24 protein-coding genes and 1 tRNA gene are annotated in these 23826 nt (G+C 69.4%); 16 read left to right on the top strand and 9 right to left on the bottom strand.

Going from position 1 to position 23826, the window contains the following annotated elements:
* The first annotated feature begins 302 nt into the window (after positions 1 to 302).
* The 5 genes from ACMGFG_RS21950 (at position 303) to ACMGFG_RS21930 (ending at position 4702) form a co-directional block, all read left to right on the top strand.
* Positions 303 to 929, top strand: a complete 627-nt coding sequence (locus ACMGFG_RS21950) for a response regulator (protein ID WP_436932427.1) — start codon at positions 303 to 305, stop codon at positions 927 to 929.
* Between the two features lie 60 nt (positions 930 to 989).
* Positions 990 to 1265 carry an ArsR/SmtB family transcription factor gene (locus tag ACMGFG_RS21945; protein ID WP_436932426.1) on the top strand — a complete coding sequence of 92 codons (276 nt, stop codon included), beginning with the start codon at positions 990 to 992 and terminating at the stop codon, positions 1263 to 1265.
* 55 nt (positions 1266 to 1320) lie between these two features.
* Positions 1321 to 1623 carry a DUF8036 family membrane protein gene (locus ACMGFG_RS21940; protein WP_436932425.1) on the top strand — a complete coding sequence of 101 codons (303 nt, stop codon included), beginning with the start codon at positions 1321 to 1323 and terminating at the stop codon, positions 1621 to 1623.
* A 165-nt stretch (positions 1624 to 1788) separates the two neighbouring features.
* A complete protein-coding gene (locus tag ACMGFG_RS21935) occupies positions 1789 to 3255 on the top strand; it encodes a DUF4397 domain-containing protein (RefSeq protein ID WP_436932424.1) in 1467 nt (488 codons plus the stop codon).
* A gap of 184 nt (positions 3256 to 3439) precedes the next feature.
* On the top strand, positions 3440 to 4702 hold the full coding sequence (locus ACMGFG_RS21930) for an MFS transporter (protein WP_436932423.1): 1263 nt from the start codon (positions 3440 to 3442) through the stop codon (positions 4700 to 4702).
* Positions 4703 to 4824: 122 nt separating this feature from the next.
* Here ACMGFG_RS21930 and ACMGFG_RS21925 read toward each other — a convergent pair.
* Positions 4825 to 4909 (bottom strand) — tRNA-Leu (locus ACMGFG_RS21925).
* A 222-nt stretch (positions 4910 to 5131) separates the two neighbouring features.
* On the opposite strand from ACMGFG_RS21925, the gene ACMGFG_RS21920 reads away from it, so the two are divergent.
* The 4 genes from ACMGFG_RS21920 to ACMGFG_RS21905 all read left to right on the top strand — a co-directional run bounded on the left by ACMGFG_RS21920 (position 5132) and on the right by ACMGFG_RS21905 (position 8532).
* Positions 5132 to 5638, top strand: a complete 507-nt coding sequence (locus tag ACMGFG_RS21920) for a helix-turn-helix domain-containing protein (protein WP_436932422.1) — start codon at positions 5132 to 5134, stop codon at positions 5636 to 5638.
* Between the two features lie 90 nt (positions 5639 to 5728).
* Positions 5729 to 6748, top strand: coding sequence for a hypothetical protein (locus ACMGFG_RS21915; protein ID WP_436932421.1), 1020 nt, complete (start codon positions 5729 to 5731; stop codon positions 6746 to 6748).
* Between the two features lie 61 nt (positions 6749 to 6809).
* Positions 6810 to 7946, top strand: a complete 1137-nt coding sequence (locus ACMGFG_RS21910) for an acyl-CoA dehydrogenase family protein (protein ID WP_436932420.1) — start codon at positions 6810 to 6812, stop codon at positions 7944 to 7946.
* A gap of 58 nt (positions 7947 to 8004) precedes the next feature.
* The gene (locus ACMGFG_RS21905; RefSeq protein ID WP_436932419.1) at positions 8005 to 8532 is read left to right on the top strand and encodes an HAD family hydrolase; all 528 of its coding nucleotides are present in this window, start codon (positions 8005 to 8007) and stop codon (positions 8530 to 8532) included.
* Positions 8533 to 8568: 36 nt separating this feature from the next.
* Here ACMGFG_RS21905 and ACMGFG_RS21900 read toward each other — a convergent pair whose 3' ends face one another.
* Both ACMGFG_RS21900 and ACMGFG_RS21895 read right to left on the bottom strand, forming a co-directional pair.
* A complete protein-coding gene (locus tag ACMGFG_RS21900; RefSeq protein ID WP_135363051.1) occupies positions 8569 to 8802 on the bottom strand; it encodes a DUF5822 domain-containing protein in 234 nt (77 codons plus the stop codon).
* 98 nt (positions 8803 to 8900) lie between these two features.
* On the bottom strand, positions 8901 to 9731 hold the full coding sequence (locus ACMGFG_RS21895; protein ID WP_436932418.1) for an alpha/beta fold hydrolase: 831 nt from the start codon (positions 9729 to 9731) through the stop codon (positions 8901 to 8903).
* A 178-nt stretch (positions 9732 to 9909) separates the two neighbouring features.
* Here ACMGFG_RS21895 and ACMGFG_RS21890 point away from each other — a divergent pair, with 178 nt between their 5' ends.
* The 5 genes from ACMGFG_RS21890 to ACMGFG_RS21870 all read left to right on the top strand — a co-directional run bounded on the left by ACMGFG_RS21890 (position 9910) and on the right by ACMGFG_RS21870 (position 14650).
* Positions 9910 to 10140, top strand: coding sequence for a DUF7127 family protein (locus ACMGFG_RS21890; protein ID WP_436932417.1), 231 nt, complete (start codon positions 9910 to 9912; stop codon positions 10138 to 10140).
* Entirely contained in the window at positions 10137 to 12404 is a 2268-nt protein-coding gene (locus ACMGFG_RS21885; protein WP_436932416.1) for a CDC48 family AAA ATPase, read from the top strand. The genes ACMGFG_RS21890 and ACMGFG_RS21885 overlap by 4 nt, the downstream gene beginning before the upstream one ends.
* 137 nt (positions 12405 to 12541) lie before the next feature.
* Complete coding sequence (locus ACMGFG_RS21880; RefSeq protein ID WP_436932415.1) at positions 12542 to 12694, top strand: rubrerythrin-like domain-containing protein; 153 nt, start codon at positions 12542 to 12544, stop codon at positions 12692 to 12694.
* A 12-nt stretch (positions 12695 to 12706) separates the two neighbouring features.
* A complete protein-coding gene (gene gdhB / locus ACMGFG_RS21875; RefSeq protein WP_436932414.1) occupies positions 12707 to 14005 on the top strand; it encodes a glutamate dehydrogenase GdhB in 1299 nt (432 codons plus the stop codon).
* A 90-nt stretch (positions 14006 to 14095) separates the two neighbouring features.
* Positions 14096 to 14650, top strand: a complete 555-nt coding sequence (locus ACMGFG_RS21870) for a DUF420 domain-containing protein (RefSeq protein ID WP_436932413.1) — start codon at positions 14096 to 14098, stop codon at positions 14648 to 14650.
* A 39-nt stretch (positions 14651 to 14689) separates the two neighbouring features.
* Here ACMGFG_RS21870 and ACMGFG_RS21865 read toward each other — a convergent pair whose 3' ends face one another.
* Positions 14690 to 15805: a Gfo/Idh/MocA family protein gene (locus tag ACMGFG_RS21865; RefSeq protein WP_436932412.1), complete on the bottom strand. Its 1116-nt coding sequence runs from the start codon at positions 15803 to 15805 to the stop codon at positions 14690 to 14692.
* Between the two features lie 203 nt (positions 15806 to 16008).
* Here ACMGFG_RS21865 and ACMGFG_RS21860 point away from each other — a divergent pair, with 203 nt between their 5' ends.
* The gene (locus ACMGFG_RS21860; RefSeq protein WP_436932411.1) at positions 16009 to 16680 is read left to right on the top strand and encodes a hypothetical protein; all 672 of its coding nucleotides are present in this window, start codon (positions 16009 to 16011) and stop codon (positions 16678 to 16680) included.
* Positions 16681 to 17402: 722 nt separating this feature from the next.
* Here the strand turns inward: ACMGFG_RS21860 and ACMGFG_RS21855 are convergent.
* The 5 genes from ACMGFG_RS21855 to ACMGFG_RS21835 all read right to left on the bottom strand — a co-directional run bounded on the left by ACMGFG_RS21855 (position 17403) and on the right by ACMGFG_RS21835 (position 22177).
* Positions 17403 to 19226: an FAD-binding protein gene (locus ACMGFG_RS21855; RefSeq protein ID WP_436932410.1), complete on the bottom strand. Its 1824-nt coding sequence runs from the start codon at positions 19224 to 19226 to the stop codon at positions 17403 to 17405.
* Positions 19227 to 19228: 2 nt separating this feature from the next.
* Positions 19229 to 20119, bottom strand: a complete 891-nt coding sequence (locus tag ACMGFG_RS21850; RefSeq protein ID WP_436932409.1) for a succinate dehydrogenase/fumarate reductase iron-sulfur subunit — start codon at positions 20117 to 20119, stop codon at positions 19229 to 19231.
* On the bottom strand, positions 20116 to 20481 hold the full coding sequence (locus tag ACMGFG_RS21845; RefSeq protein ID WP_436932408.1) for a succinate dehydrogenase hydrophobic membrane anchor subunit: 366 nt from the start codon (positions 20479 to 20481) through the stop codon (positions 20116 to 20118). The genes ACMGFG_RS21850 and ACMGFG_RS21845 overlap by 4 nt, the downstream gene beginning before the upstream one ends.
* Before the next feature lie 3 nt (positions 20482 to 20484).
* On the bottom strand, positions 20485 to 20877 hold the full coding sequence (gene sdhC / locus ACMGFG_RS21840) for a succinate dehydrogenase, cytochrome b556 subunit (protein ID WP_135363036.1): 393 nt from the start codon (positions 20875 to 20877) through the stop codon (positions 20485 to 20487).
* A gap of 253 nt (positions 20878 to 21130) precedes the next feature.
* Complete coding sequence (locus ACMGFG_RS21835) at positions 21131 to 22177, bottom strand: succinylglutamate desuccinylase/aspartoacylase family protein (protein ID WP_436932407.1); 1047 nt, start codon at positions 22175 to 22177, stop codon at positions 21131 to 21133.
* Between the two features lie 294 nt (positions 22178 to 22471).
* Between ACMGFG_RS21835 and ACMGFG_RS21830 the strand changes: the two genes are divergently transcribed.
* A complete protein-coding gene (locus tag ACMGFG_RS21830) occupies positions 22472 to 23815 on the top strand; it encodes a putative ATP-dependent zinc protease (RefSeq protein WP_436932406.1) in 1344 nt (447 codons plus the stop codon).
* Positions 23816 to 23826 lie beyond the last annotated feature (11 nt).

The raw sequence follows: 23826 nt of genomic DNA, 5'->3' as shown, positions 1-23826 counted from the left end.
GGGTGGGTGGGTGGGTTGGCACCGAACTGGTGCCGCATCTGGGTAAAGCCGGTGGCAGGTAATAAAGGTTGCTCTCGAATTATCGAATCTGGTTCTGGTCAGTTTTCGAAATTATATTCGCCGGTCGCGGCGCGACGACCGCGGTACTGAACCGCCACCGCTCTCTCGTTATACTCGCCTCCTGATATCAATTCTGTAAACGAGGGGGTAACCTATTTGCGCGAACCGGACGGGGATCCGGTAATGAGGCCCGAAAGACCGTACGACTGCGGGCGAGCGGCGACGAGGGAGGCGGGCCGTCGATGACGGTGGAGTCGGAGGGACCGGCGGCGTCCGCCGGGGCCGACGACCCGTCGGTGCTGGTCGTCGACGACAGCCGGGCTATCGCGGACACCTACGCGGCGTTTCTCGCCGACGAGTATGCGGTCGAGGCGGTCTACAGCGGGGAGGCCGCGCTGGCGGCGCTCGACCCCGGGGTCGACGTGGTCCTGCTCGACCGGCGGATGCCCGGGCTGTCGGGCGACGAGGTGCTCGCCCGGGTCGAGGAGCGGGCGCTGGACCCCAGGGTCGTGATGGTGACCGCCGTCGACCCGGCCGTCGACATCGTCGACCTGCCGTTCGACGAGTACGTCGTCAAGCCGGTCGGCCGGCCGGAGCTGGTCGCCGTCGTCGACGAGATGTGCCGGCGGGCGACCTACGACGACCGGTTCCGGCGGTTCCTCGCGCTCGCCTCGAAGAAGGCCACGCTCGAGGCGAACGCCGACGCCGACGAACTGGCAGACAGCGAGGCCTACCGCCGCGTCGAGGAGCGACTGGCCGACCAGCGGGCGTCGCTCGGGGTCGAGACCGAACGGCTGGAGGGCGTCGTCGCCGGCGAGGAACCCGACATCGTCGACACGGCCGGGTCCGACCCGATCGGGACCCGGTGACGGGGTCGAATCCCGCCGACTCCGGTACGCTTACGGCGCGCGCTCCGTAGCGGACTGGTAATGGAGGGGACCCTGTGGTACGTGCTCACCGGGACGCGCGGCGGGCGCAACCGCATCAGGATCCTCCAGGCGGTCGACGAGCGACCGCGCAACGCCAACCAGCTGGCCGAGGACCTCGAACTGGACTACAAGACGGTCAGACACCACCTGGACGTGCTGGTGGACAACGACATCGTCGACAAGAGCGGCGACGACTACGGGGCGGTCTACCTGCCGAGCGACCGCGTGCGGGCCAACTGGGAGACGGTCGAAGAGATCTTCGAACGGGTCGAGTGAGTATGGTCGAAATTGGGAACACGTATATTCGACGGCGCGAACAAGGGAGGAACGGATGAGTCTCTGGCTCGACGCCGCGAGTGCGGCCGCGACCCTGAACGTGGTCCTGCTGACCGCGCTCGTCGGCATCTGGGCCCGCAACTACCTGGCGTTCCGGTCGAAACACCCGCTGGGCCTGCTCGTCTTCGGGCTCCTGTTGCTCGCCGAGAACTGCCTGTCGGTGTACTACTACGTGATCGACCCGGAGGTGGCGGCGCTGCTGCGCTCGGCGGCCCCCGTCGCCGGCCGCGCGATGACGTTCGTCCAGATCCTCGAACTCGCCGCCATCGTCTTCCTCGCCTGGGTCACCTGGGACTGACGCCCGGCGGTCGCCGCCCCCTCGACCACTCCGTCCCGACGCCACCGTTCTCCTCCCGCGCCCGCGATCCGACACGGAGTCCGAACGAAATTGGGTGACTCCCGGGCGAGGGTCCGGTGACACGTCGGACAACCTTCACGTCGCTCGTTTCCTGCGACCCTAGCGATGACGCGCAAGACACGTCGCGACCTGCTCGCAGCGCTCGGCGCATCGGCCGCGGTCGGACTCGCCGGCTGTGGATCCGACGGCGGATCCACCGACACCGAAGCCGACGACGACGCCGACGAGACGGACGCCATGGACGGGGGGATGGACACCGAAACCGACGCGATGGACGGCGGGATGGACACCGAGACGGAGACCGACGCCGGGACGGACGGGAGCGCGAACGTCCGCGTCGCCCACTTCTCGCCGGACGCCCCGAACGTGAACGTCACGGTCAACGGCGACGAGGTTCTCGCCGACGTGGCCTTCAGCGCCGTCAGCGACTACCTCGAACTCCCCGCCGGTACCCACACGGTCGCCCTCGCCGCCGCCGATGGGTCGGGGGACCCCTTCGAGACCGACGTGACCGTCGAAGCCGACACCGACTACACGCTCGCAGCGCTGGGCGAGTTCTACGGCGATACGGAGTTTCGGGTCCAGCCGTTCGTCGACGACAACAGTCCCCCCGACTCCGACACGGCCCGGGTCCGTCTCGTCCACGCCTCGCCTGACGCCCCGGCGGTCGACGTGACTGCCGGCGGCGGCGACACCGTCCTGTTCGACGGCGTCCCCTTCGGCGAGTCCGGCTACGTCGAGGTGCCGGCCGGCACCTACACCCTCGGGGTCCGCGGCGACACCGAGAGCAACGACGGCGACGTGGTCGCCGAGTTCACCGTCGAACTGGCCGGCGGAACCGTCTACACGGGCTTCGCGGGCGGCTACCTCATGCCGGGCGACAGTCCCGCGGACGAACCGTTCGACCTCACGCTGGCCGTCGATGCCGGCGAAGGCGGCGGCGGTCCGGTCGAGACCGGCTCGGTCCGCGTCGCCCACATGTCGCCGGACGCGCCGAACGTCGACGTGTACGTCGACGACAGCGAGGTCCTCTCGGACGTGCCCTTCGGCGCCGTCAGCGACTACCTCTCGGTGCCGGCCGGCGAGCGCACCGTCACCATCACCGCCGCGGACGACGCCGAGACCGTCGCCTTCGAGGGGCCGGTCACCGTCGGCACCGGCGACTACACGATCGTCGCCGCCGGCGAGCTGATGGGCGAGGACACGGAGTTCCAGCCGCTCGTCCTCGAGGACGACAACAGCGACCCCGGCGGCGACTCCGCGCGCCTGCGGGTCGTCCACGGCTCGCCCGACGCGCCCGCCGTCGACGTGACCGCCGCCGGCGGCGACGTGGTGCTGTTCGACGGCGTCGCCTTCGGCGAGTCCGGCTACACGACCGTCGAGGCCAACGACTACACCGTCCAGATCCGCGGCGACACCGAGAGCAACGACGGCGACATCGTCGCCGACTACGACGTGTCCCTGAACGGCGGGACCGTCTACACCGCCTTCGCCCAGGGGTACCTGACGCCGGAGGACGAACCCGCCGACGAGAATTTCGATCTCAACGTCGTCCAGGACGCGAGCTACTGACCGCTCACCGGACCCCGCGGCCGTCCCCCGCGCCGGCGGCCGAACCGCTTCGGCCCGCTCCGCTTCGGGACCACAAGTACGGGTCGGCGTGCATCTCGGTTTTCCAACGGAAACCGCATTGAAACAGGCGCCCGTCGGTCCGAGGTGAGATGACGACAGGACACGACAGCGAGGTGGTGGGGGGATGAACCGCAACGACCGGGCGATCACCGGCTTCGCGATGGCCGGGCACGGGCTGGTCCACACCTACGAACTGGCGGTGCCGATCCTGGTGACCGTCTGGCTCGTCGAGTTCCCCGTCACGTCCGCCACGCTCGGGAGCGTCGTCGCGGTCGGCTACGGGCTGTTCGGCGTCGGCGCCGTGCCCGCTGGCCTGCTCGTCGACCGCTTCGGCTCGCGGGCGCTCGTCGTCGGCTGCACGTTCGGGATGGGGGTGTCCTTCCTGCTGTTGAGCGCCCTGCCCGGCGTCGCCGGCATCGCAGTCTCGCTCGCGCTGTGGGGCGTGGCGGCCAGCGTCTACCACCCCGCCGGGCTGACGCTCATCAGCAAGGGCGTCGAGGAGCGCGGCGCCGCGTTCGCCTACCACGGGATGGCGGGCAACGTCGGGATCGTCGCCGGCCCGTTCCTCACCGCGCTCGCCCTCGTGGTCGCCGACTGGCGCGTCGCGGTCGCCGCCCTGGCGGTCCCCGCCTTCGTCGCGAGCGCCGTCGGCCTCCGCGTGGAGTTCGACGAGACCGCGGCGGTCGGAACCGACGAGGCGGCCGCCGACGGCGGCGACGCCCCCGAGACCGATATCGGGTCGCTCGCGGAGTTCGTCTCGGCCTCGCGGACGGTGTTCACCGCCGGCTTCCTGACCGTCTTCGCCCTGGTGATGTTCAACGGGCTGTACTACCGCGGCGTGCTGACCTTCCTCCCCGACCTGCTGAGCGACTTCCTCGCACCGCTGGTCGGCGACGCCGGTGGGGGGCTCGGCCCGCTCTCCGACGGGCCGGCGGCCCGCGAGTTCGACCGCTCGCGGTACCTCTACGCCGGCCTGCTCGCCGTCGGCATCGGCGGCCAGTACGTCGGCGGCCGGCTCACCGACGCCGTCGACCCCGAGCGGGTCCTCGTGGTCGCGCTGGGTTCGCTGGTCGCCATCGCCCTGCTGTTCGTCCCCGCGTCGGCGTCGCTCCCGGCGCTGCTGGCGGTCAGCGCCGCCCTCGGGTTCGTTCTGTTCGGGATGCAGCCGGTCACCCAGGCGACCGTCGCGAAGTACTCCCCGCCCGAACACCGCGGGCTCTCGTTCGGCTACACCTACCTGGCCGTCTTCGGGTTCGGCGCGCTCGGCGCATCGGTCGCCGGGGTCGTGCTCACCTACGGGGCGCCGCCGCTGATGTTCGTGGTACTGGCCGGCTTCGCGACGGCCGGGCTCGCGCTCGCGGCGTCGCTGGTCGTCCGCGACCGGTGACTCCGACCGGGCCCCACACGTGACGGCCGCGGCTGGTGGACGTCGCGTCGATAGGAAGTTTGCGTGGGTGCAGTCCCTGAGGGACGCACCTGCACTCTCGTCCGCCGTGGGCGGACTGGCAGTGCGTGGGACCGGATTTGAACCGGCGGACCCCTACGGGACAGCGCCCTCAACGCTGCGCCGTTGGCCTGGCTTGGCTACCCACGCACTCGTCGGCTCTTGCGGTTTTCCGCATCTGTCTATTCCCGAGGGGCATTAAAATCACTGTCGGTTTCGCCGCTCGATGGGGGTCGGCCCCACGCCGTCCGGGGAACCCGCCGGGGCGGCAGGGGTCGCCGCGGCGCCCGTCGACGGGCGTCGACCGAGTGTCAGGTCATCCGGACGAGAGAAAACGGGCCATTCAAATAGGGGGGCTCCACTACCCCCAGCATGGCCAAGTACTCGACCGGTGGCGCCGGCTCCAGCGCCAGCGACAGCTGCGAACTCTGCGGGGCGGAGAACGTGGACCTGCGGACCGCGAGCGTCGCGGGGGCGACGCTCAGCGTCTGCTCGGAGTGCGCCCAGCACGACGAGGCGTCGGACGGGGGGTCCGGCGACGGGAGCGACGGTCGCGACGAGCGCGACCGGAAACGGCAGGCGGCACAGAACGCGGCGCGCATGCAGGACGCCGCCACCGCCGACGCCGGCCACTGGGAGGACGGCGCCGACTACGACGACGACCAGCTCCCCTACCTCGTCAGCGACTACGGCGACGTGCTCGTCGAGGCCCGCCAGGACGCCGGCCTCCAGACCGAGGAGCTCGCCGAGGCGGTCGGCGCCGACGAGTCCGACGTGCTCGCCGTCGAGCAGGGCCGAGCCACCCAGGCCAACGTCGGCGGGTCGCTCATCGCCGCCCTCGAAGGTGAGCTGGACGTGCAGCTGGTCGACTCGGAGTGACGGTCGGCGAGCGGGTGTTTTCAGAGCGAGAAACAGCTCGAACGACATAAGTGGTTGACGTGTGTTGTCGGAGCCAGCAGGGGGAGTGGTATGTTCGACTCGACCGACGACAGCGGGGGATCGGGCGTCTCGACACCGGTCGGTGTGACGATCATGGTCGCCATCGTCGTGTTGCTGGCGACGCTGGTCACCGTGATGACGACCGACCTGGCCCGTTCGACCCAGGACAGCGCCCGGGTCCACGGGGTCGGGACCTTCGACGTCGAGTTCCAGGAGAGCGGCAACGACTCGTTGCGGATCGCGCCCGACGCGCTCCGCAACGAGGACACGACGTACATCCTCGAGGTCAACGACAACCGTGTCCACCGCTGGCGGGGCCACGAACCGCTGGAGTTCACCTGTCTGTACCCCGGCGACCACGTCGAGATCGTCTCGAAGGAGGGGGAGACGACGTATCCCGTCCAGGAGCACACAGTCGAGCGGGCCCTCTCCTGCGAGCGGATCCGGCCGCTCCCCGAGAAGTTCGAGTACGCCTACATCGAGAACAGGACGACCCTCGAGAAGGTGCGCGTCCAGCCCGACTTCACCTTCGGCATCGAGATCGACCCCGACGGGCCGGGTCCGGACCGAACCCTCGGTAACGACGTTCACAAGCGGAACATCGGGACGATCCCGGTGACCAACCAGTGGCACTACATCCGCAAGTACGACAAACCGATCGAGGGGTTGTCGCCGCCAGTCTGGGTCATCGTCATGACCGACAACGTCCACTGGAAGTCCGTCGGCGGCGGCCTCAACTGGACCGACGACCCGACCGGTGCCCCGGGGAGCGACGCCTACTCCATCAGTAGCACGGGGAGCGGCAACGACCTGGTGCTCGAACCCTCCGGGAGCGAACCGACAAACGACATCTACATGCTGTTCAAACCGGGCTGTTCCGGCAGCACGCTCAAGATCCTCGACGTCTCCGCCGGCTACCACAACCGGATCTACGTCAACGACCGGGTCGCCGTCCCCGACACCTACACCTACAGCAGGTACAACCCCAGCCGGACCGACCCGCCGGTGGAACTGAGCGCCCCCGCCGTCAACTGTCCGACCGGCCCCTGACCGCCGGACCGCCGGACTGGCGGCCACGCAATTTTTGCCGCGGCTGGTCCAAGAGAGTCCCATGGAGCTTTCGTCGACCCAGCGGGCGATCAGCGAGGCGGTCCGCGAGTTCGCCGAGGCGGAGATCCGACCCGTCGCGGCCGAGGCGGACCGCGAGAGCGCCTTCCCGGAAGATGTCTGGGACGGGCTGGTCGATCTCGACCTGACGGGGTTGACCGTCCCAGAGTCCTACGGCGGGTTCGACGCCGACCGGCTGACCTACGCGGTCGTCAACGAGGAAGTAGCGTACGGGTCACTGGCCGTCGCGACGGCGCTGTCGGTCCACTGTCTCGCCACGTCCTGCATCGCGGAGTTCGGCGACGAGTCGGTCCGCGAGGAGTGGCTGCCGGAGATGGTCGACGGCCGGCCGGTCGGCGCGTTCGCGCTCTCGGAGCCCGACGCCGGCTCGAACCCCGCGGAGATGGCGACGACCGCCCGCGCGGTCGACGGCGGTGACGCCTACGTCCTCGACGGGAAAAAACAGTGGATCACCAACGGCGAGCGCGCCGGCGTCTACGTCGTCTTCGCCAAGACCGACCCGACGGACCCCGACTCGGTGACGCAGTTCCTGGTGCCGGCCGACGCCGACGGGCTGGCGGTCGGGAAGAAGGAGGAAAAGCTCGGCCTGCGGGCGAGCGACACGACGAGCCTGGTGTTCGACGGGGTGGAGGTGCCGGCGCGGTACCGGCTGACCGAGCCCGGCCGCGGGCTGGCGGCGGCCTTTGCCATCCTGACCGGCGGGCGGATCGGCATCGCCGCCCAGTCGGTCGGCCTCGCCCAGGCGGCGCTGGACGAAGCGGTCGCCTACGCGGGCGAGCGCGAGCAGTTCGACCGGCCGATCGCCGACATCCAGTCGATCCGCCACAAGCTGGCGGACATGGAGACGAACGTGCGCGCGGCGCGGGCGCTGACCCACGAGGCCGCGGCCGCCCAGGACCGCGGCGAGTCCGCCCGCACGGCCGCGAGCGTGGCGAAGTACTTCGCCAGCGAGGCGGCGGTCGACGTGACCGGCGAGGCCGTCCAGATCCACGGCGGCTACGGCTACACGTCGGAGTTCCCGGTCGAGCGATTCTACCGGGACGCGAAGGTCACGACCATCTACGAGGGGACCAGCCAGATCCAGAAGAATATCGTCGCACGGGACCTGCTGGGCGAGTGAGCGGACCCGTCCGGTCCGGGTCGACACGCATTTGCTGGCTCGATCCCTACCCCGACGCGTGACGGAGTACGACGCCATCGTCTACGACCTGGACGGGACGCTCGTCCGCCTCGACGTGGACTGGGGGGAGGTCGCCCAGCGGTGCGCCGCGGTGTTGCGGGCCCGCGGCCACGACGTGTCGGGCGCGGACATCTGGGAGATGCGCGAGATCGCGGCGGCCAACGGGCTGCTCGACCGCGTCGACGAGGCCATCGCGGAGTTCGAGCGCGACGGCGCCCGGAGCGCCCGCCGGCTGGCACTCGCCGACGACCTGCCCCACTCGGTGCCGGTGGGGGTCTGTTCGCTCAACTGCGAGGCGGCCTGCCGGATCGCGCTCGAACTCCACGGCATCGACGGGTACGTCGACGCGGTGGTGGGCAGGGACTCCCACGAGACGGTCAAGCCCGACCCCGAGCCGCTCGTCCACGCCGCCGACCTGCTCGGTGCGGAGCCCTCGACGACGCTGTTCGTCGGCGACTCCGACTCCGACAGGGAGGCCGCCGCGGCCGCCGGGCTGGACTTCCAGTGGGTCGACGAGCGGGTCTGAGCGGTCGGCCGCTCGCGGCCGCGGCGGGCGGCGCGGTCAGGCGTTGACCCGGCGCTCGTAGGCGTAGACGGAGAGGGCGGTGACGATCCAGACGACGGCGCCGACGCGAACGGCGAAGAGCGCGCGTTCGGTCCACGTCGTCAGTTCGACCGTCAGCGAGAGCGCGGCCACGAGCGGCGCTCCGGCGACGATCGTGGCGACGAAGGTGAGCTGCATGACCCGGCCGTAGTCGACGCCGTCCGGGTCGGTCCGCTCGACGCGCGCTGGCACGGGCAATGGTTTCGCCGACAGCGCCTTGAGTCCCCCGTTTTCGCCGCGGTCGGAGCGGGTCGGCGCGGACCGGTGCGGCTAGCGCCCGAGAGGGCCGCTCAGCCGTCGAGCGACTCGAGGAACCGACCGACCGCGCGGTTGAACGCCGTCGGCCGCTCGGCCATCGCGAGGTGCGCCGCGTCGGCGATCTCGGCGTACTCGCAGTCCGGGAGCTCGTCGGCGAGAAATTCGTGGTAGGCGGGCGGGGTCAGCGAGTCGTGTTCGCCGACGACCGCCAGTGCGGGGGCGTCGACCGCGTCGAGGCGGTCGCGAACGTCGAACGCGTGGCAGGTCAGGAAGTCCCTGCGGGTGACGGCCTGTCCGGTGGCCCGCAGCTGGGACTTCGAGCGGTCGAGCGCCCGCTCGTCGGCGTCGTGGAACAGCCTGTCGTCGCCGTGGAGGAACTGGACGGCGCGGTCGAAGTCCCCGGCCAGCCACGTCCGGAGGTCCTCGGCGACGGCGAGCTTCGCGCCGGTCCCGGCCAGCACGAGCGCGGCCGGGTCGAAATCGGCCTCCAGCGCCACGCGGAGGAGGACCGCGCCGCCGAGGGAGTTCCCGACGAGTACGTCCGCACCGGTCGCCTCCGCGACGGCCACCACGTCTCGTGCGTACGCGTCGAGGGTTCCGGGGCCCGGTTCGGTGGCTACGTCGTCGGACTCGCCGTGACCGCTCAGGTCGACGGCGGCCGCCGGGCGGGCGGGGCCGTCGGGGCCGTACTGGGCGGCCCACAGCCGGTGGGTCGCGCCGCTGCCGTGGACGTACAGGACTTCGGCGCTCCTCCCCGATCCCGTCGTCGACTGGGACTCGGCCGTCGTGTCGGCGGCCGCGTCGGCGTCGCCGCCCGCGATCCGATAGGCCGTCTCCCGGCGGTCGTGGCGAACGGTCTCCATACGTCCCGTTCGTCCGGCACGACCAAAGCCGTCGGGGCCGACTGGTGGTCGACCCGGGCGGAACCCTTCGGGCGGGTGTCAGTGTGAACCGCAATTCTACCGTTCGTGCAGATAGCCCCCACGTGCGGGGCAGATTAGCGATAGGTTTAAGTATTTATCGCGCTAACTCTGAGTTAGTATGACCGGAACCCAACAGCTGGCCGACGACGTCGGTCTGCGTCGGTACGAGTACAGCGACGACGAGACGGTGCTGGCGGCGGACCTCGGTCCCGGTCGGGACGCGTCCGTGGACGTGCTCGACGAGACCGTCATCGTCGTCGTCGACGGCGAGCAGTACGACCTGGAGCTTTCGGGTGACGCGCGAGCGTTTATCCGCAACGGCGTTCTCACCATCGAGGTGGACGCATGAGACTCACCGTCAAGCCCCTCAAGCAGAAGGACGCGGGTCGCGGCCTCGCCGCCATCGACCGCGCGGCGATGTCGGAGCTCGACCTCGAGAACGGCGACTACATCGTCATCGAGGGCGACGACTCCCGCGCGGTCGCGCGGGTCTGGCCGGGCTACCCCGAGGACGAGGGCCGCGGCGTCATCCGCATCGACGGCCGGCTCCGCCAGGAGGCCGACGTGGGCATCGACGACAACGTCGAGGTCGAGAAGGCCGACGTGAAGCCGGCGACCAGTGTCAGCGTCGCCCTCCCCCAGAACCTCCGCGTTCGCGGGAACGTCGGCCCGATGATCCGCAACAACCTCAGCGGCCAGGCCGTCACGGAGGGCCAGACCGTGCCCGTCAGCTTCGGGCTCGGCCCGCTCTCGTCGATGAGCGGCCAGAAGATCCCGCTGAAGATCGCCGGCACCGAACCGTCCGGGACCGTCGTCGTGACGGACTCGACGGAGGTCGACGTGGCCGAGAAGCCCGCCGAGCAGATCACCGGCGACGCCCCCGGCACCCCCGAGGGCGGCGCCCCCGACATCACCTACGAGGACATCGGCGGCCTGGACGACGAGCTCGAACAGGTCCGCGAGATGATCGAGCTGCCGATGCGCCACCCCGAGCTGTTCGAGACGCTCGGCATCGAGCCGCCGAAGGGCGTGCTGCTGCACGGCCCGCCCGGCACCGGGAAGACGCTCATGGCCAAGGCCGTCGCCAACGAGATCGACGCGTACTTCACCGACATCTCCGGGCCGGAGATCATGTCGAAATACTACGGGGAGAGCGAGGAGCAGCTCCGCGAGGTCTTCGACGAGGCCGAGGAGAACGCCCCCGCCATCGTCTTCATCGACGAGATCGACTCCATCGCGCCCAAGCGCGGCGAGACCCAGGGCGACGTGGAACGCCGCGTCGTCGCCCAGCTCCTGAGCCTGATGGACGGCCTCGAATCCCGCGGCCAGGTCATCGTCATCGGCGCCACCAACCGCGTCGACGCCGTCGACCCCGCCCTGCGCCGCGGCGGCCGCTTCGACCGCGAGATCGAGATCGGCGTCCCGGACAAGAACGGTCGCAAGGAGATCCTGCAGGTCCACACCCGCGGGATGCCCCTCGTCGACGGCATCGACCTGGAGCAGTACGCCGAGAGCACGCACGGCTTCGTCGGCGCGGACCTGGAGTCACTGGCCAAGGAGTCGGCGATGAACGCGCTCCGGCGCATCAGGCCCGAGCTCGACCTCGAATCGGACGAGATCGACGCCGAGGTGCTCGAACACCTGGAGGTCACGGAGGACGACTTCAAGCAGGCGCTGAAGGGCATCGAGCCCTCGGCGCTGCGCGAGGTGTTCGTCGAGGTCCCGGACGTGACCTGGGACCAGGTCGGCGGCCTGGAGGACACCAAGGAACGCCTGCGCGAGACGATCCAGTGGCCGCTGGACTACCCCGAGGTGTTCGAGGCCATGGACATGGACGCCGCCAAGGGCGTGCTGATGTACGGTCCGCCCGGCACGGGGAAGACCCTGCTCGCCAAGGCCATCGCCAACGAGGCCCAGTCGAACTTCATCTCGATCAAGGGCCCCGAACTGCTGAACAAGTTCGTGGGCGAATCGGAGAAGGGCGTCCGCGAGGTCTTCGAGAAGGCCCGCGCCAACGCGCCCACCGTGGTGTTCTTCGACGAGATCGACTCCATCGCCGGCGAACGCGGCGGTAACACGACCGACTCGGGCGTCGGCGAACGGGTCGTCTCCCAGCTGCTGACCGAGCTGGACGGTCTCGAGGAGCTCGAGGACGTGGTCGTCATCGCGACCACCAACCGCCCGGACCTCATCGACTCGGCCCTGCTGCGGCCCGGTCGCCTGGACAGGCACGTCCACGTGCCCGTCCCGGACGAGGAGGCGCGCCGCAAGATCTTCGAGGTCCACACGCGGGACAAGCCGCTGGCCGAGGGCGTGGACCTGGACGACCTGGCGGCCCGCACGGGTGGCTACGTCGGCGCGGACATCGAGGCGGTCGCCCGCGAGGCGTCGATGGCCGCGACCCGCGAGTTCATCGCCAGCGTCGACCCCGAGGAGATCGACGACTCGGTCGGCAACGTGAAGGTCACGATGGACCACTTCGAGCAGGCTCTGAGCGAGGTCTCCCCCAGCGTCGACGAGGAGACCCGCGAGCGCTACGAGGAGATCGAGGAGCGCTTCGACACGGCCGAGCCCGAACCCGACGAAAAGCAGGTCGGCCGCACCTTCCAGTAGCGCGGTCGCCCCGCCGCCCGTTTTCCGTTTTTTCGCCCCCGGAGCGGCCGCGCTGCGCGTCGTACCGACGCGTATTAATATGTCATAATATACCCTAAATACTTAATACTATATGGTCATCTGCCGAACGAACGTCCGTGCCGCATCATCAGGACATCGCCGACGACACGGAAACGCAATCGACCTACGAGTGCCTCGTCTGCGGGAACATCGTGCGGGCGGACTCCCATCCCGGGGAGTGCCCGGACTGCGACGGCGGGTTCCAGAACCGCGCGATGTCGCTGGAGTAAGCGGCTCCCACCATGTCTTCCGACACACCGACCCAGTCGACAGCCGACGGTATCGAGTCCTCGACCGACGAGCCGGCGTCGGCGCTGGCGACGGCCCGCCGCCAGCTGCGGCGGGCGGCCTCGCTGGTCGACGTGGACCCGAACGTCGTCGAGCGGTTCCTCCACCCGGACGCGGTCCACGAGGTGACCGTCCCCATCGAGCGCGACGACGGGAGCGTCGAGGTGTTCCGCGGCTACCGCGCCCAGCACGACAGCGTCCGCGGGCCGTACAAGGGCGGGCTGCGGTACCACCCCGAGGTCTCCCGCGAGGAGTGCATCGGCCTCGCGATGTGGATGACCTGGAAGTGCGCGGTGATGGACATCCCGTTCGGCGGCGCGAAGGGCGGCGTCGTCGTCGACCCGAAGGAACTGAGCGACGAGGAACGCGAGCGGCTCACCCGGCGGTTCACCGACGAGATCCGCAACGTCATCGGGCCGACGACGGACATCCCCGCGCCGGACATGGGGACCGACGCCGAGGCGATGTCGTGGATGATGGACGCCTACAGCATGCAGGAGGCCGAGACGATCCCGGGCGTCGTCACGGGGAAGCCGCCGGTCATCGGCGGGAGCGAGGGTCGCGCCGAAGCGCCGGGCCGCAGCGTCGCCATCGTGACCCGCGAGGTCGCTGAATACTACGACACGCCGCTCGCCGAGGCGACGGTCGCGGTGCAGGGGTTCGGGAGCGTCGGCGCCAACGCCGCGCGCCTGCTCGACGACTGGGGCGCGACGGTCGTCGCCGTCAGCGACGTGACCGGCGCCGCCTACGACCCCGACGGGCTCGACACCCGCTCGATCCCCTCCCACGAGGAACAGCCCGAGGCCGTCGCGGCCCACGCCGACCGCACCGTCACGAACGAGGAACTGCTCGGGCTGGACGTGGACGTGCTCGTCCCCGCGGCCGTCGGCAACGCCATCACGGAAACGAACGTTTCGGACATCCGCGCGGACGTCGTCGTCGAGGGCGCGAACGGCCCGGTGTCGTTCGCGGCCGACGAGATCCTCGCCGACCGCGGCGTTCCGGTCGTCCCGGACATCCTCGCGAACGCCGGCGGCGTCACCGTCTCGTACTTCGAGTGGCTCCAGGACATCAACCGCCGCTCGTGGTCGGCCGAGCGCGTCAACGAGGAGCTGGAGACGGAGATGCTCGCCGCCTTCGAGGCGGTCGCCGAGGAGTTCGAGGCGAGCGACGGCACCTGGCGCGACGCCGCCTACGTGGTCGCGCTCTCGCGGATCGCCGAGGCCCACGAGGCCCGCGGGCTCTGGCCCTGACAGTCGGCCGGCCCCCTCTGAGCGCTGTCAGACCGGGCCGCCGCGCCCGAAGCGCAACTGGGTTGACGGTCGAGTCCCCAGTCCCGGCCGATGAACGTCAGCGAGCACGTCCCGGCGGTCTCGGGTGTTCTCTCGGTCGTGGCGCTCGCGCTGGTCTTCGCGGCGGCGCTGCAGGCGATCCCGCAGGCGCTGTTGCCGCGGGCGCCGGACCCCGTCCTGGCGGCGATCCCGCACGTCAACGCCGTCGTGAGCGCGACGGCGGTCGGAACCATCGCCGTCGGCTGGCGAGCGGCCCGCCGCGGCGACGTGGCCCGCCACCGCGCAGCGATGCTGTCGACGACCGGACTCTTTGCCCTCTTCCTCGTCGCCTACCTCTACCGCGTCGCGCTGCTGGGGCCGACGGACTTCTCCGGGCCGCCGCTCGTGGAGGGCGTGATCTACCCCGGGATCCTCGCCGTGCACATCGTCCTCGCCATCGTCTGCGTCCCGCTGGTCATCTACGTTCTCCTGCTGGCGCTGACCCACTCGGTGCCCGAGTTGCGCGAGACACGCCACCCGACCGTCGGCCGCGTCGCCGCGGCGCTGTGGCTGATATCGTTCACGCTGGGCGTCGTCGTCTACCTCATGCTGTACGTGCTGTTCTGAGGGGCGAAAGCCCGTGGTCGGATTTTCTCCCAGTCGCCGTCACTCCTGACCGTCCGTCACGTTCTCGGGGACGTACTCCAGTTCGCCCCGCTCGACGAGGTCCTCGAAGGCGTTGTCCTCGGCGTCGAGCGGGAAGTCGACGCGGCCGCGCTTGCGGGCCGACTCGTAGGCGCCGAAGATGATCTCGGCGGTCTTCAGTCCGTTCTTCGCGCCGAGTTCCGACTCGCGGCCCTCGCGGAGCGCGTCGACGACCTCGTCGGCCGCGCGGTCGATGTACTCGCTGCCGTACTCCCGACCCTCGGCGTTGGCGCCGTGGAGGTCCTCGCCGTCGACGTCGATCGCTTCCCACGACTCGTCGCCGGCGCGGCGGATCTCCAGCATGTTGCCCGTCTCGCTGTCGATACGGATCTCGCCGTCGGTGCCCCGGATGACGTGGGCGGCGTCGGCGAAGTCGCTCCCCTCTCCGCCGGAGATCACGCCCTGGACACCGGTCTCGTACTCCCAGAGCGCCCAGGCCTGGTTCTCCTGGTGCATCCCGAAGCGCACGTCCTCCTCGCGGTAGTCGATCTGGGCGATGACCCATTCCGGCTCGGCCTCGTCGGCGAACATCCCCGTCAGGTCGATCGTGTGGGCCCCGGTGTCGTACAGGTCGCTCCAGGTCGTCTCGACCCGCTGGAGGTCGCCCACCTCCCCGTCGTCGACCAGCCGTTTCGCCTCCCTGAACGGCTTCCCGAAGCGTCGCTGTCGGTTGAACGTGAGCTGCACGTCGCGGCGCCAGCAGGCGTCGGCCATCCGCCGGGCCGACCCCCAGGTGTGGGCCATCGGTTTCTCGGCGTGGATCGCCGAGACGACGCCGCTACGGGCGCAGTCGACGACCACGTCCTCGTGGATCGCCGGCGGAACGGCGACCGTCACGATGTCCGGTTCGACCGCTGCGAGCATCGCCTCGTAGTCCTCGAAGACGTTCCCGTCGGGCAGGTCGAACGTCCGGCCGAACGCCTCGGCGTTCTCCGGGACGATGTCGGCGCAGGCGACGACCTCGCAGTCCGCGTTGTTCCCGAACGACTCGGCGTGGCGGTAGCCCATTGCGAACCCCTCGACGGTCGGGTTCTCCGGGTCCGGCCCCGTTCCGACGACGGCCACGGTGTACGTCATGCCTTCACCCAGCGAGAACGCGCCAAAACCTCTTTCGGTCGCTCTCCTTCCCCTAAATCGACGTGTAGTCCGGTACAGACAGACCCGACCGGTCGTCCCGCTCTCCCTGGTACTCGATCACATCCGCGTTCGATTCTACCAAACGGCTTGGAAAAGATATATCACTCAGTTCTCACCAATATACGAACAGTCGAGCTATCGACATGCCAGACATAACTGTTGACGGTTCAGAACTTGAGTACGAGCGACAGGCGAAGAACAGATCGGAGAGCGTCTTCGAGGCCCAGCTGGTCGTCGAGTCGCGGACGGGCGAGCGTTCGGTGCGGTCGTTCGAGGTCGACGTGTCCGCGCGCGACGAGCTGACCGCCGAGCGGATGGAGGAGGCGCTCTCGGAGTGGAAGGCGGACCACCCCACGCTGACGATCGACCAGGTGGTCGTCGAGGAGACCAAGCGCTGCGGGTTCGGGCGGCGCGTCGGCGAGGCCGACGAGGACGCCATCGAGGCGGGCGCCTCGAACGACGGGTCCGGGCAGACCGAGCCGCTGTATCGTGGCGGCGGCGCGCAGACGGTACCCCGCTCGCCCGTCGGGTTCGGCGACGTGCCCGTCGAGCGCGGCGAGGAGGTCACGTTCCACGTGGCCGGCCCCGACTCCTCGGTCTACGGGACCGACAGCGGGACGGTCACCGGCGTCAAGACCGGCACCGAGGACTACAACATCATCATCATCGAGACCGACTCCGGCACCAAGCGCGTCCGCGAGGACTGGATCGTCGACGACAGCGACGACGGTGCGGACGACGACACGGACGACGCCGAGACGGAGGCGGACGACGATGCCGGGGACGAGGAAGCCGAAGCGGACGACGAGTCCTGATCGGCGACCGACCGCGGTTCGGGACGCGTCCTCTCGTGCGACGGCCCGTCACTTCTCATACGGCCGTTTGCGCGTTTTACGGATCCTTGCCGAGCGGCGCGTGTGCGTCGCTCGTGCGCGGCCGGGACAGCGTCTAGACGGGTTGACATTTTCCTCCGCGTTCACGCGGAGGAATCCCGAGCGGTGGGAGTTTCAGGTTCGCAGCCCAATCACCGGACTCCCAGCCCTTTCGGGCACGGGTAGTCCCACGGTATCGGACTGGTGGACTGCTGGCAGTGCCAAACCGCCGTTACCCCTCTCCTCGACCGTGTACGGCGTCCCGGTGTTGTTTTTGCCACGGGGACGCCGGCAGGCGTCAGCAGACTCGGGGGTATCGTCTGACTCGCTTTGAGCAGTCGGCACATGGGCACACGCTTCGAGGATGTGACGTTCACCGCCCGCTCTTTCGGATACTGTCTCATTAGATGGGTGGACAGGCCACCTCCGAAGGACGGTTCGGAATCCGCTCCGTTCCGACCGATTCCTCTCCATTACTAGGGTTGCCTGTCACTTAAACGTCGGTATCCCGAAACTCAGACTGCTGTCGAACGTGGGTTCTCTCCCAAGTGACGGCGCGTATCCACGGCGTGAACGCCGTGGTATTGCGCCTGTTCAGCGTATAAGACGGGCTTCGAGCGCGGTCGGGAACGTGTTCTGACCGCGACGGACGAAAAGCCGGGGCGTCAGTAGGAGCGTTCCTTCGGCTCGTACTCCTTCTCGCCCTCGAGGAGGACGGGCTTGTAGTAGAGTTCGGGGCTGCCCTCGTTCCAGGCGAGCATGGTGTGTTTGAGCCACTCGTCGTCGCGGCGCTCCTGGTACTGCTCGCGCCAGTGGGCGCCGCGGAACTCCTCGCGGGCGAGGGCGCCGACCGTGATGGCCTCCGCGATGTCGATGATGTTGCGGGTCTCCATCGTGTGCATCAGGTCGGTGTTGTAGGTACGCGACGGGTCCGAGGCGGCGACGTGCCGGTAGCGCTCGCGGGCCTCGCGGATGTCGTCGAGCGCCTCCTTGAGGTTGTCCTCGCGGCGGAAGACGTTGACGTTGGCCGTCATCGTCTGCTGGATGTCGTCGCGGACCTGCGCGTGGTTGATGCCCTCCTCTTCCAGCAGGCGGTCGACGCGCTCCTGCTGTCGCTGGACCTCCGCTTCCACGACCGTCCCCGCGTCGACGGCCGCGCCGTCGGCGGCGACCGACTCGCCGCTGGCGTCGACCGCGCCGATCTCGATGTCGTCGGGGAGGTCACCCGACTCGCTCTCGGCGCTGGGGCCGGTCGGGATCTCGGCGTCCTTCATGTCGCCGCCGGCGGCGTGCTTGCCGGCGCGGGCGCCGAACACGAGCAGTTCGGGCAGGGCGTTGCCGCCGAGGCGGTTGGCGCCGTGCAGGGAGACGCAGGCCGTCTCGCCGGCCGCGTAGAGGCCGTCGATGCAGGTCTGGCCGTTCTCGTTGCACTCGACGCCGCCCATCTGGTAGTGCTGGCCGGGCTTGACCGGCATCGGCTCGTCGAGGCCGTCGACGCCCTCGAAGTCCTCCGCGAGGTGGAGGATGTTCTCCAGGCGGTCGAGGATGCGTTCCTCGCCGAGGTGGCGCATGTCGAGGTGGACGTACTCGTCCTCGATGCCGCGGCCCTCGTTGACCTCCGTCAGCTCGGCCCGCGAGACCACGTCGCGGGAGGCGAGTTCGCCCTCGTTGTTCGCGTAGCCGTACTCGAACATGAACCGCTCCTCCTCGTCGTTGTAGAGGATGCCGCCCTCGCCGCGGACGCCCTCGGAGATGAGGACGCCCGTCGACGGCAGGGTCGTCGGGTGGAACTGGACGAACTCCATGTCCTCCAGCGGGACGCCGGCACGGTAGGCCATCGCGTAGCCGTCGCCGGTGTTGGCGACGGCGTTGGTGGTGTGGTCGAACACCTGGCCCGGGCCGCCCGTCGCGAGGATGACGCCGTTGTTGGCGCGGTACCCCCGGATCTCGCCGCTGGCGATGTCGTAGGCGACGACGCCGTGACACTCGCGGTCCTCGACGTCGTCGTGGTCGGTCACCGCCAGATCGAGCACCTGCTGTTCCTCGTAGACGGTGATGCCCCGCTTGACGACCTGCTCGTACATCGTGTGCAGCAGGTGGTGGCCGGTCTCGGCGCCGGCGTAGGTGGTGCGGGGGTGTGAGAGGCCGCCGAACGGCCGCTGGGAGACGGTGCCGTCCTCCTCGCGGGAGAACGGCATCCCCCAGTGTTCGAGCTGGATGACCTCGTCCGGCGCGTCCTGGGCGAAGGTCTCGACCGCGGGGGCGTCCCCGAGGTAGTCCGACCCCTTCATCGTGTCGTAGGCGTGCAGTTCCCAGGAGTCCTCGGGGTGGAGCGCGGCGTTGATGCCGCCCTCGGCCGCCCCGGTGTGGCTCCGGACGGGGTGGAGCTTCGTGACCATCGCCACGTCCGCTCCCTCCTCGTGTGCCGCGATCGCCGCGCGCAGGCCAGCGCCGCCCGCGCCGACGACGAGTACGTCGTGTTCGTGCATGGTTACCAGAATTTGAGGTTCGACTTGACCGCTTCGCGCTTGAGTTCCTGGATGTGCTCGGTCAGCGGGATGTCCTTCGGGCAGACCTCCGTGCAGGAGAACTGGGTCTGGCAGCGCCAGACGCCGTGTTCCTGCTCGATGATCTCCAGGCGGTCTTCCTTCTGGATCTCGCCTTCGCGCTCGTCCATCGCGAACCGGTAGGCCTTGTTGATGGCCGCCGGGCCGAGGTACTCGTTGTCGCCCGCGGCGATGTTACACGAGGACATGCAGGCGCCACACCAGATACACCGCGTCGACATCTTGACCTTCTCGCGGTTCTCCGGGGTCTGGCGCTGTTCCTCGCGCTCGCCCTCCGGCAGCTCGTCGGGCTGGAAGTACGGCTCGACCGATTTCATCTGCTCGTAGAAGTGCTCCATGTCCACGACGAGGTCCTTGACCACGTCCTGGTGGGGGAGCGGCTCGATGCGGACCGGGCTCTCCAGGTCCGCCATCTGCGTCTTGCAGCCGAGTCGCTGCTGGCCGTTGACGAAGAGTGCGTCCGACCCGCAGACCGCCTGCCGGCAGGAGTGGCGGAAGGTCAGCGACGAGTCGTAGTGGTCCCGTGCGTAGATCAGCGCGTCGAGGACGGTCATCCCCTTGAAGAAGGGGACCTGGAAGTCGTCGAAGCGGGGTTCGGACTTGCCCTCGACCTCCGGGTCGTAGCGGAACACCTTGATGCGGACCGTCTCGTCGGCGTCCCGGACCTCCTCGCGGGCCTGCTCCTCGCGCTCGCGGGCCTCGGCTCGGGCCTTCTTCTCGGAGAGGCGCCGTTCCTGATGTGATTGCTCGGCGGGTTCGGCCGCCTCGGCGTCGGTCTGCTCCTCGGTCTGCTCTTGCTCGATTTGCGTGCTCATAGTAGGTTGGTCATCGCGAGTGCCACGCGGGTTCCCTGGACGATCAGTGCTATGCTCGCCAGCGTCAAAACGGCCCCGACTGCCGTCTTGCGGGTGCCGGTCAGTCCCTGGTTGACGAGGGCGTTGTAGACCCCGTTGACGCCGTGGAAGGTCGCGGTGACGAGGAACAGCCACATCGTCGCGAAGTAGCCGACCTGGCTCATCCGCGCCTGGGTGCCGGCGAAGGTGATCTCGGCGGCGTGGTTGACGAAGTGCAGGAGGAAGAAGTGGAAGGCGAGCACGCCGATCAGGAAGACCGCAGTCAGCCGCTGGAAGAGCCACTTGACGCCGCCGCGCTCGAACGAGGAGTAGTGTTGTGCCATGTGTTACACCCCCGCGAGGAACGTCGGCACGCTCGCGACGACGATGGCGGCCGTCACGACGAGCGACGCGTAGAAGCTCTTGTCCTGGTTCTCCAGCCCGAACCCGAGATCGACGAACAGCAGGCGAACGCCGTTGAGGATGTGGAAGACGGCCACCGACAGGAGGCCGACCTCCAGCACCCGGACGATCAGCAGTTCCTCGAGTCCCTGGAGCGTGTTCGTGTACACCGTCGGGTCGCCGGCGGTGGCGGTGCTCAGCACCGCGATGTGCGTAAAGAGGTAGCCGACGAGCACCCAGCCGGTGAACTTGTGGAAGATCCAGGCCCACATCCCCGGCTGGAACTCCCGCCACCGGCCGAAGTCCTCGACCGCTCCGCGGTCGTACGTTCCGCTCATACAACGGGCGCAATGGTAGCAGGGGCTATAGTAGTTTCTACACCGCCCCGTCTCGGCCGCCGAACACGTTCACACGCGTCCACAGGCGACCGGGTTCGGTGGGTGTTTCGGGGATTTTCGCCGGCTCCGCGGCGGACCTGCCAACCGGCTGTCAGGGGTCGCGCCCGCGGGCTGGCGTCGCCCGCTCGCGCGCGGTCCGTGGCTGGTGGTGTGACCACGGCTCCTCACTCGTCCGTGCCGTGGCGACGGCTCCTCACTCCGCCGCGGAGTCGGGCACCGGGTCCCTGGGCGTCGTCGGCCCGCCGTCGCGCTCGATGGCGTCGAGCGTGTCGTCGTCGAGTTTGACGAGGTGACACAGCGGGTTGCCCGGGTAGACGACGGGGTTTTCGAGGATGCCGACGAGCAGGCCGGTGAACGGTGCCTCGACGTGGGTCCGTTCTGTCTTGAACGGGTTGGCGATGGTGCAGATGGTCTCGCCCTCGCGGACGACGCCCCCGCGGGCGGCGTGCATGTCGACGAGGCCGCCGGCGTCGGCGCGCAGCCACGTCTTCTCGCTGGAGCCCTCGACGACCATCCGCCAGCCGGGCCAGCGCACCCGCTCGGTGGGCAGGAGGCCGAACTCGGCAAGGACGCTCTCGACGCCGACCAGGGCCCGGTCGATGAACTCCCGCTGGAAGCGGTGGGCCTCGCCCATCTCGACGGTGACCGTCGCGGTGGCGCGCTCGCTGGCCTCCCGGCGGAGCGTTCCCTCCGAGCCCTGGCCGTCGATGATGACGTTGGAGGCGAACGCCTTCGCGACGCGGGCGACCGACGAGTCGGCCATGTCGGCGCGGACGTGGAGCATGTTCGTCCGGCCGCGGGTGGAGGTGTGCAGGTCCAGCCCGAAGTCGCAGGGCTCGACGAAGTTGTCGAAGATGCGCCGGGCCATCCGCTTGGCGCTGGTCGAGCCGGCCTTCCCCGGGAACGAGCGGTTCAGGTCGCGGTCGTAGACCGGGAGGTAGCGCTCCTGGGCGATGAAACCGGGGACGTTCAGCACGGGCAGGCAGATGAGCGTCCCCCGGAGGTCCGAGAGGTCCCACTCGTGGGCCACCTCGCGGACGACCTCGACGCCGTTGAGTTCGTCGCCGTGGGCGGCGGCGCTGAGAAACGCCGTCGGCCCCGGCCGCTCGCCGACGACGACCGTGACCGGGATCTTGACGGGGTCGCCGAGATAGGTCTCGCTGACCGTGTAGCGCACGTTGGCCCGCTCACCCGGGTCGACCCGCCCGCCGTCGTAGGTGAACGGTTCGGCCTCGTCCATACTGCCCTCTACGTCCGGGGGTTGAAACGTGTGGCGACCCGCGGACTCCGCCGCCGGGACCGTCTTGGCGCGCCGCGGCTTCCGCTGCCGAGGGTCGTCGTGGCGCGCCGCGGCCTCCACCGCCGAAGGGCCGTCGTGACCAGCTGCGGACTCGGCCGCGGGCGGACCCGCCGGGCGAGCGACCGTTCGGGTTCGACGGCCGACCATCGTTCTTTCCGGATCGCCGTCAGAAACGTCCCTCGCCGGCGATTCGCGACCGTTAGTACTTTCGGCCGTCCGGCCGACCGGTTCGGCATGGCGACTTCTGACTCCGTTTCGGTGGGGGTGTTGAGCCTGCACAACAGCAAGGAGACCAAGGCGATCCTCAACGCGGTGGAGGCGCTGGGCCACGACCCCGAGTGGCTGCGCCGGGAGAACACGACGCTGCGCGTCGAAGATTCTGAACCGACCCTCGAACCCGACGTGGACGTGATCGCCAACCGCCTGCTGCTGTCGAAGTCGACCGAACCCTGCGAGGAGATGGGGCTGGCCAACACCTTCGAGCAGCTCGTCCCGATGCTCAACGAGCCGGCGAAGACGCTCACCTCGATGCACAAGGTGGCGTCTGCGGTCGCGCTCTCCGACGCCGACGTGCAGGTGCCCGACGCCCTGCTGGCGCTCTCGTCGGACCGGCTGAACCTCGAACGCGAGCGGTTCGGCGACGAGGCCGTCTACAAGACGGCCATCGGCACCAACGGCGGCGGCACGTGGAAGGTGGACGCGACCGAGCGGGTCAACGCCCGGGTGGGCAACCGCTACGCGTTCCTCCAGAAGCTCCTGGAGCGGGGCGACGCTCCCACCCGCGACCTGCGCGTCTACGTCGTCGGCGGCGAGGTCGTCGGCTCGATGTTCCGCTACGCCCCCGACAACGAGTGGCGGACCAACGTCGCGCTGGGCGGCCACGTCGAGGACGCTGCCGGCGATGTCGACGAGGCCGTCATCGACACCGCCCGGAAGGCCGTCGAGGCCGTCGGGCTGGACTACGCCGGCGTCGACCTCATGGAGGGGGCCGACGGCTGGTACGTCCTCGAAGTCAACCCCACCGCGGGGTTCAAGGGGCTGTTCGAGGCGACCGGGACCAGTCCCGCGCCCTACATCGCCGAACTCGCCGTCGAGCGCGGCGGCGGTAGCGTCGACCGCGAGCGCGTCGAAGAGCTGTCGAACCTTCTCGATGACTCCGTGCCGGCCTGCAAGCCGCCGGCGGTCTCCTCGGGGGCCGCGGAGTCGCTGGTCATCGGCTACACGGAGGAGGTGCTGATCAGCGGGACGAAGGGTTCCGAGACAGTGGTCGCCAAGTCCGACACCGGTGCGACGCGGACGAGCATCGACACGCGCCTCGCTGCCGATATCGGCGCCGGGCCGATCAAGTCGATCACGAAGGTTCGCTCGGGCTCGAACAAGTCCTCGAAGAGCCGGCCGCTCGTGGACGTGGTCGTCGGCGTCGGCGGCACCCGACACACCGTCACCGCCAGCGTCGAGGACCGCAGCCACATGAACTACCCCGTCATCCTCGGCCGGGACATCCTCGGCGACTACCAGGTCGACGTGTCCCGACAGGCCGACCGGGAGTCCGACCCCGAGGCCGAGTCCGAGGAGTAACCGGGCTCCAC

Origin of the sequence: Halosimplex halobium, assembly GCF_051414055.1 — an archaeon.
GTDB lineage: Archaea > Halobacteriota > Halobacteria > Halobacteriales > Haloarculaceae > Halosimplex > Halosimplex halobium.
Note: the sequence above shows the minus strand (reverse complement) of the source record. Positions and strands in the feature narration are given on the sequence as shown.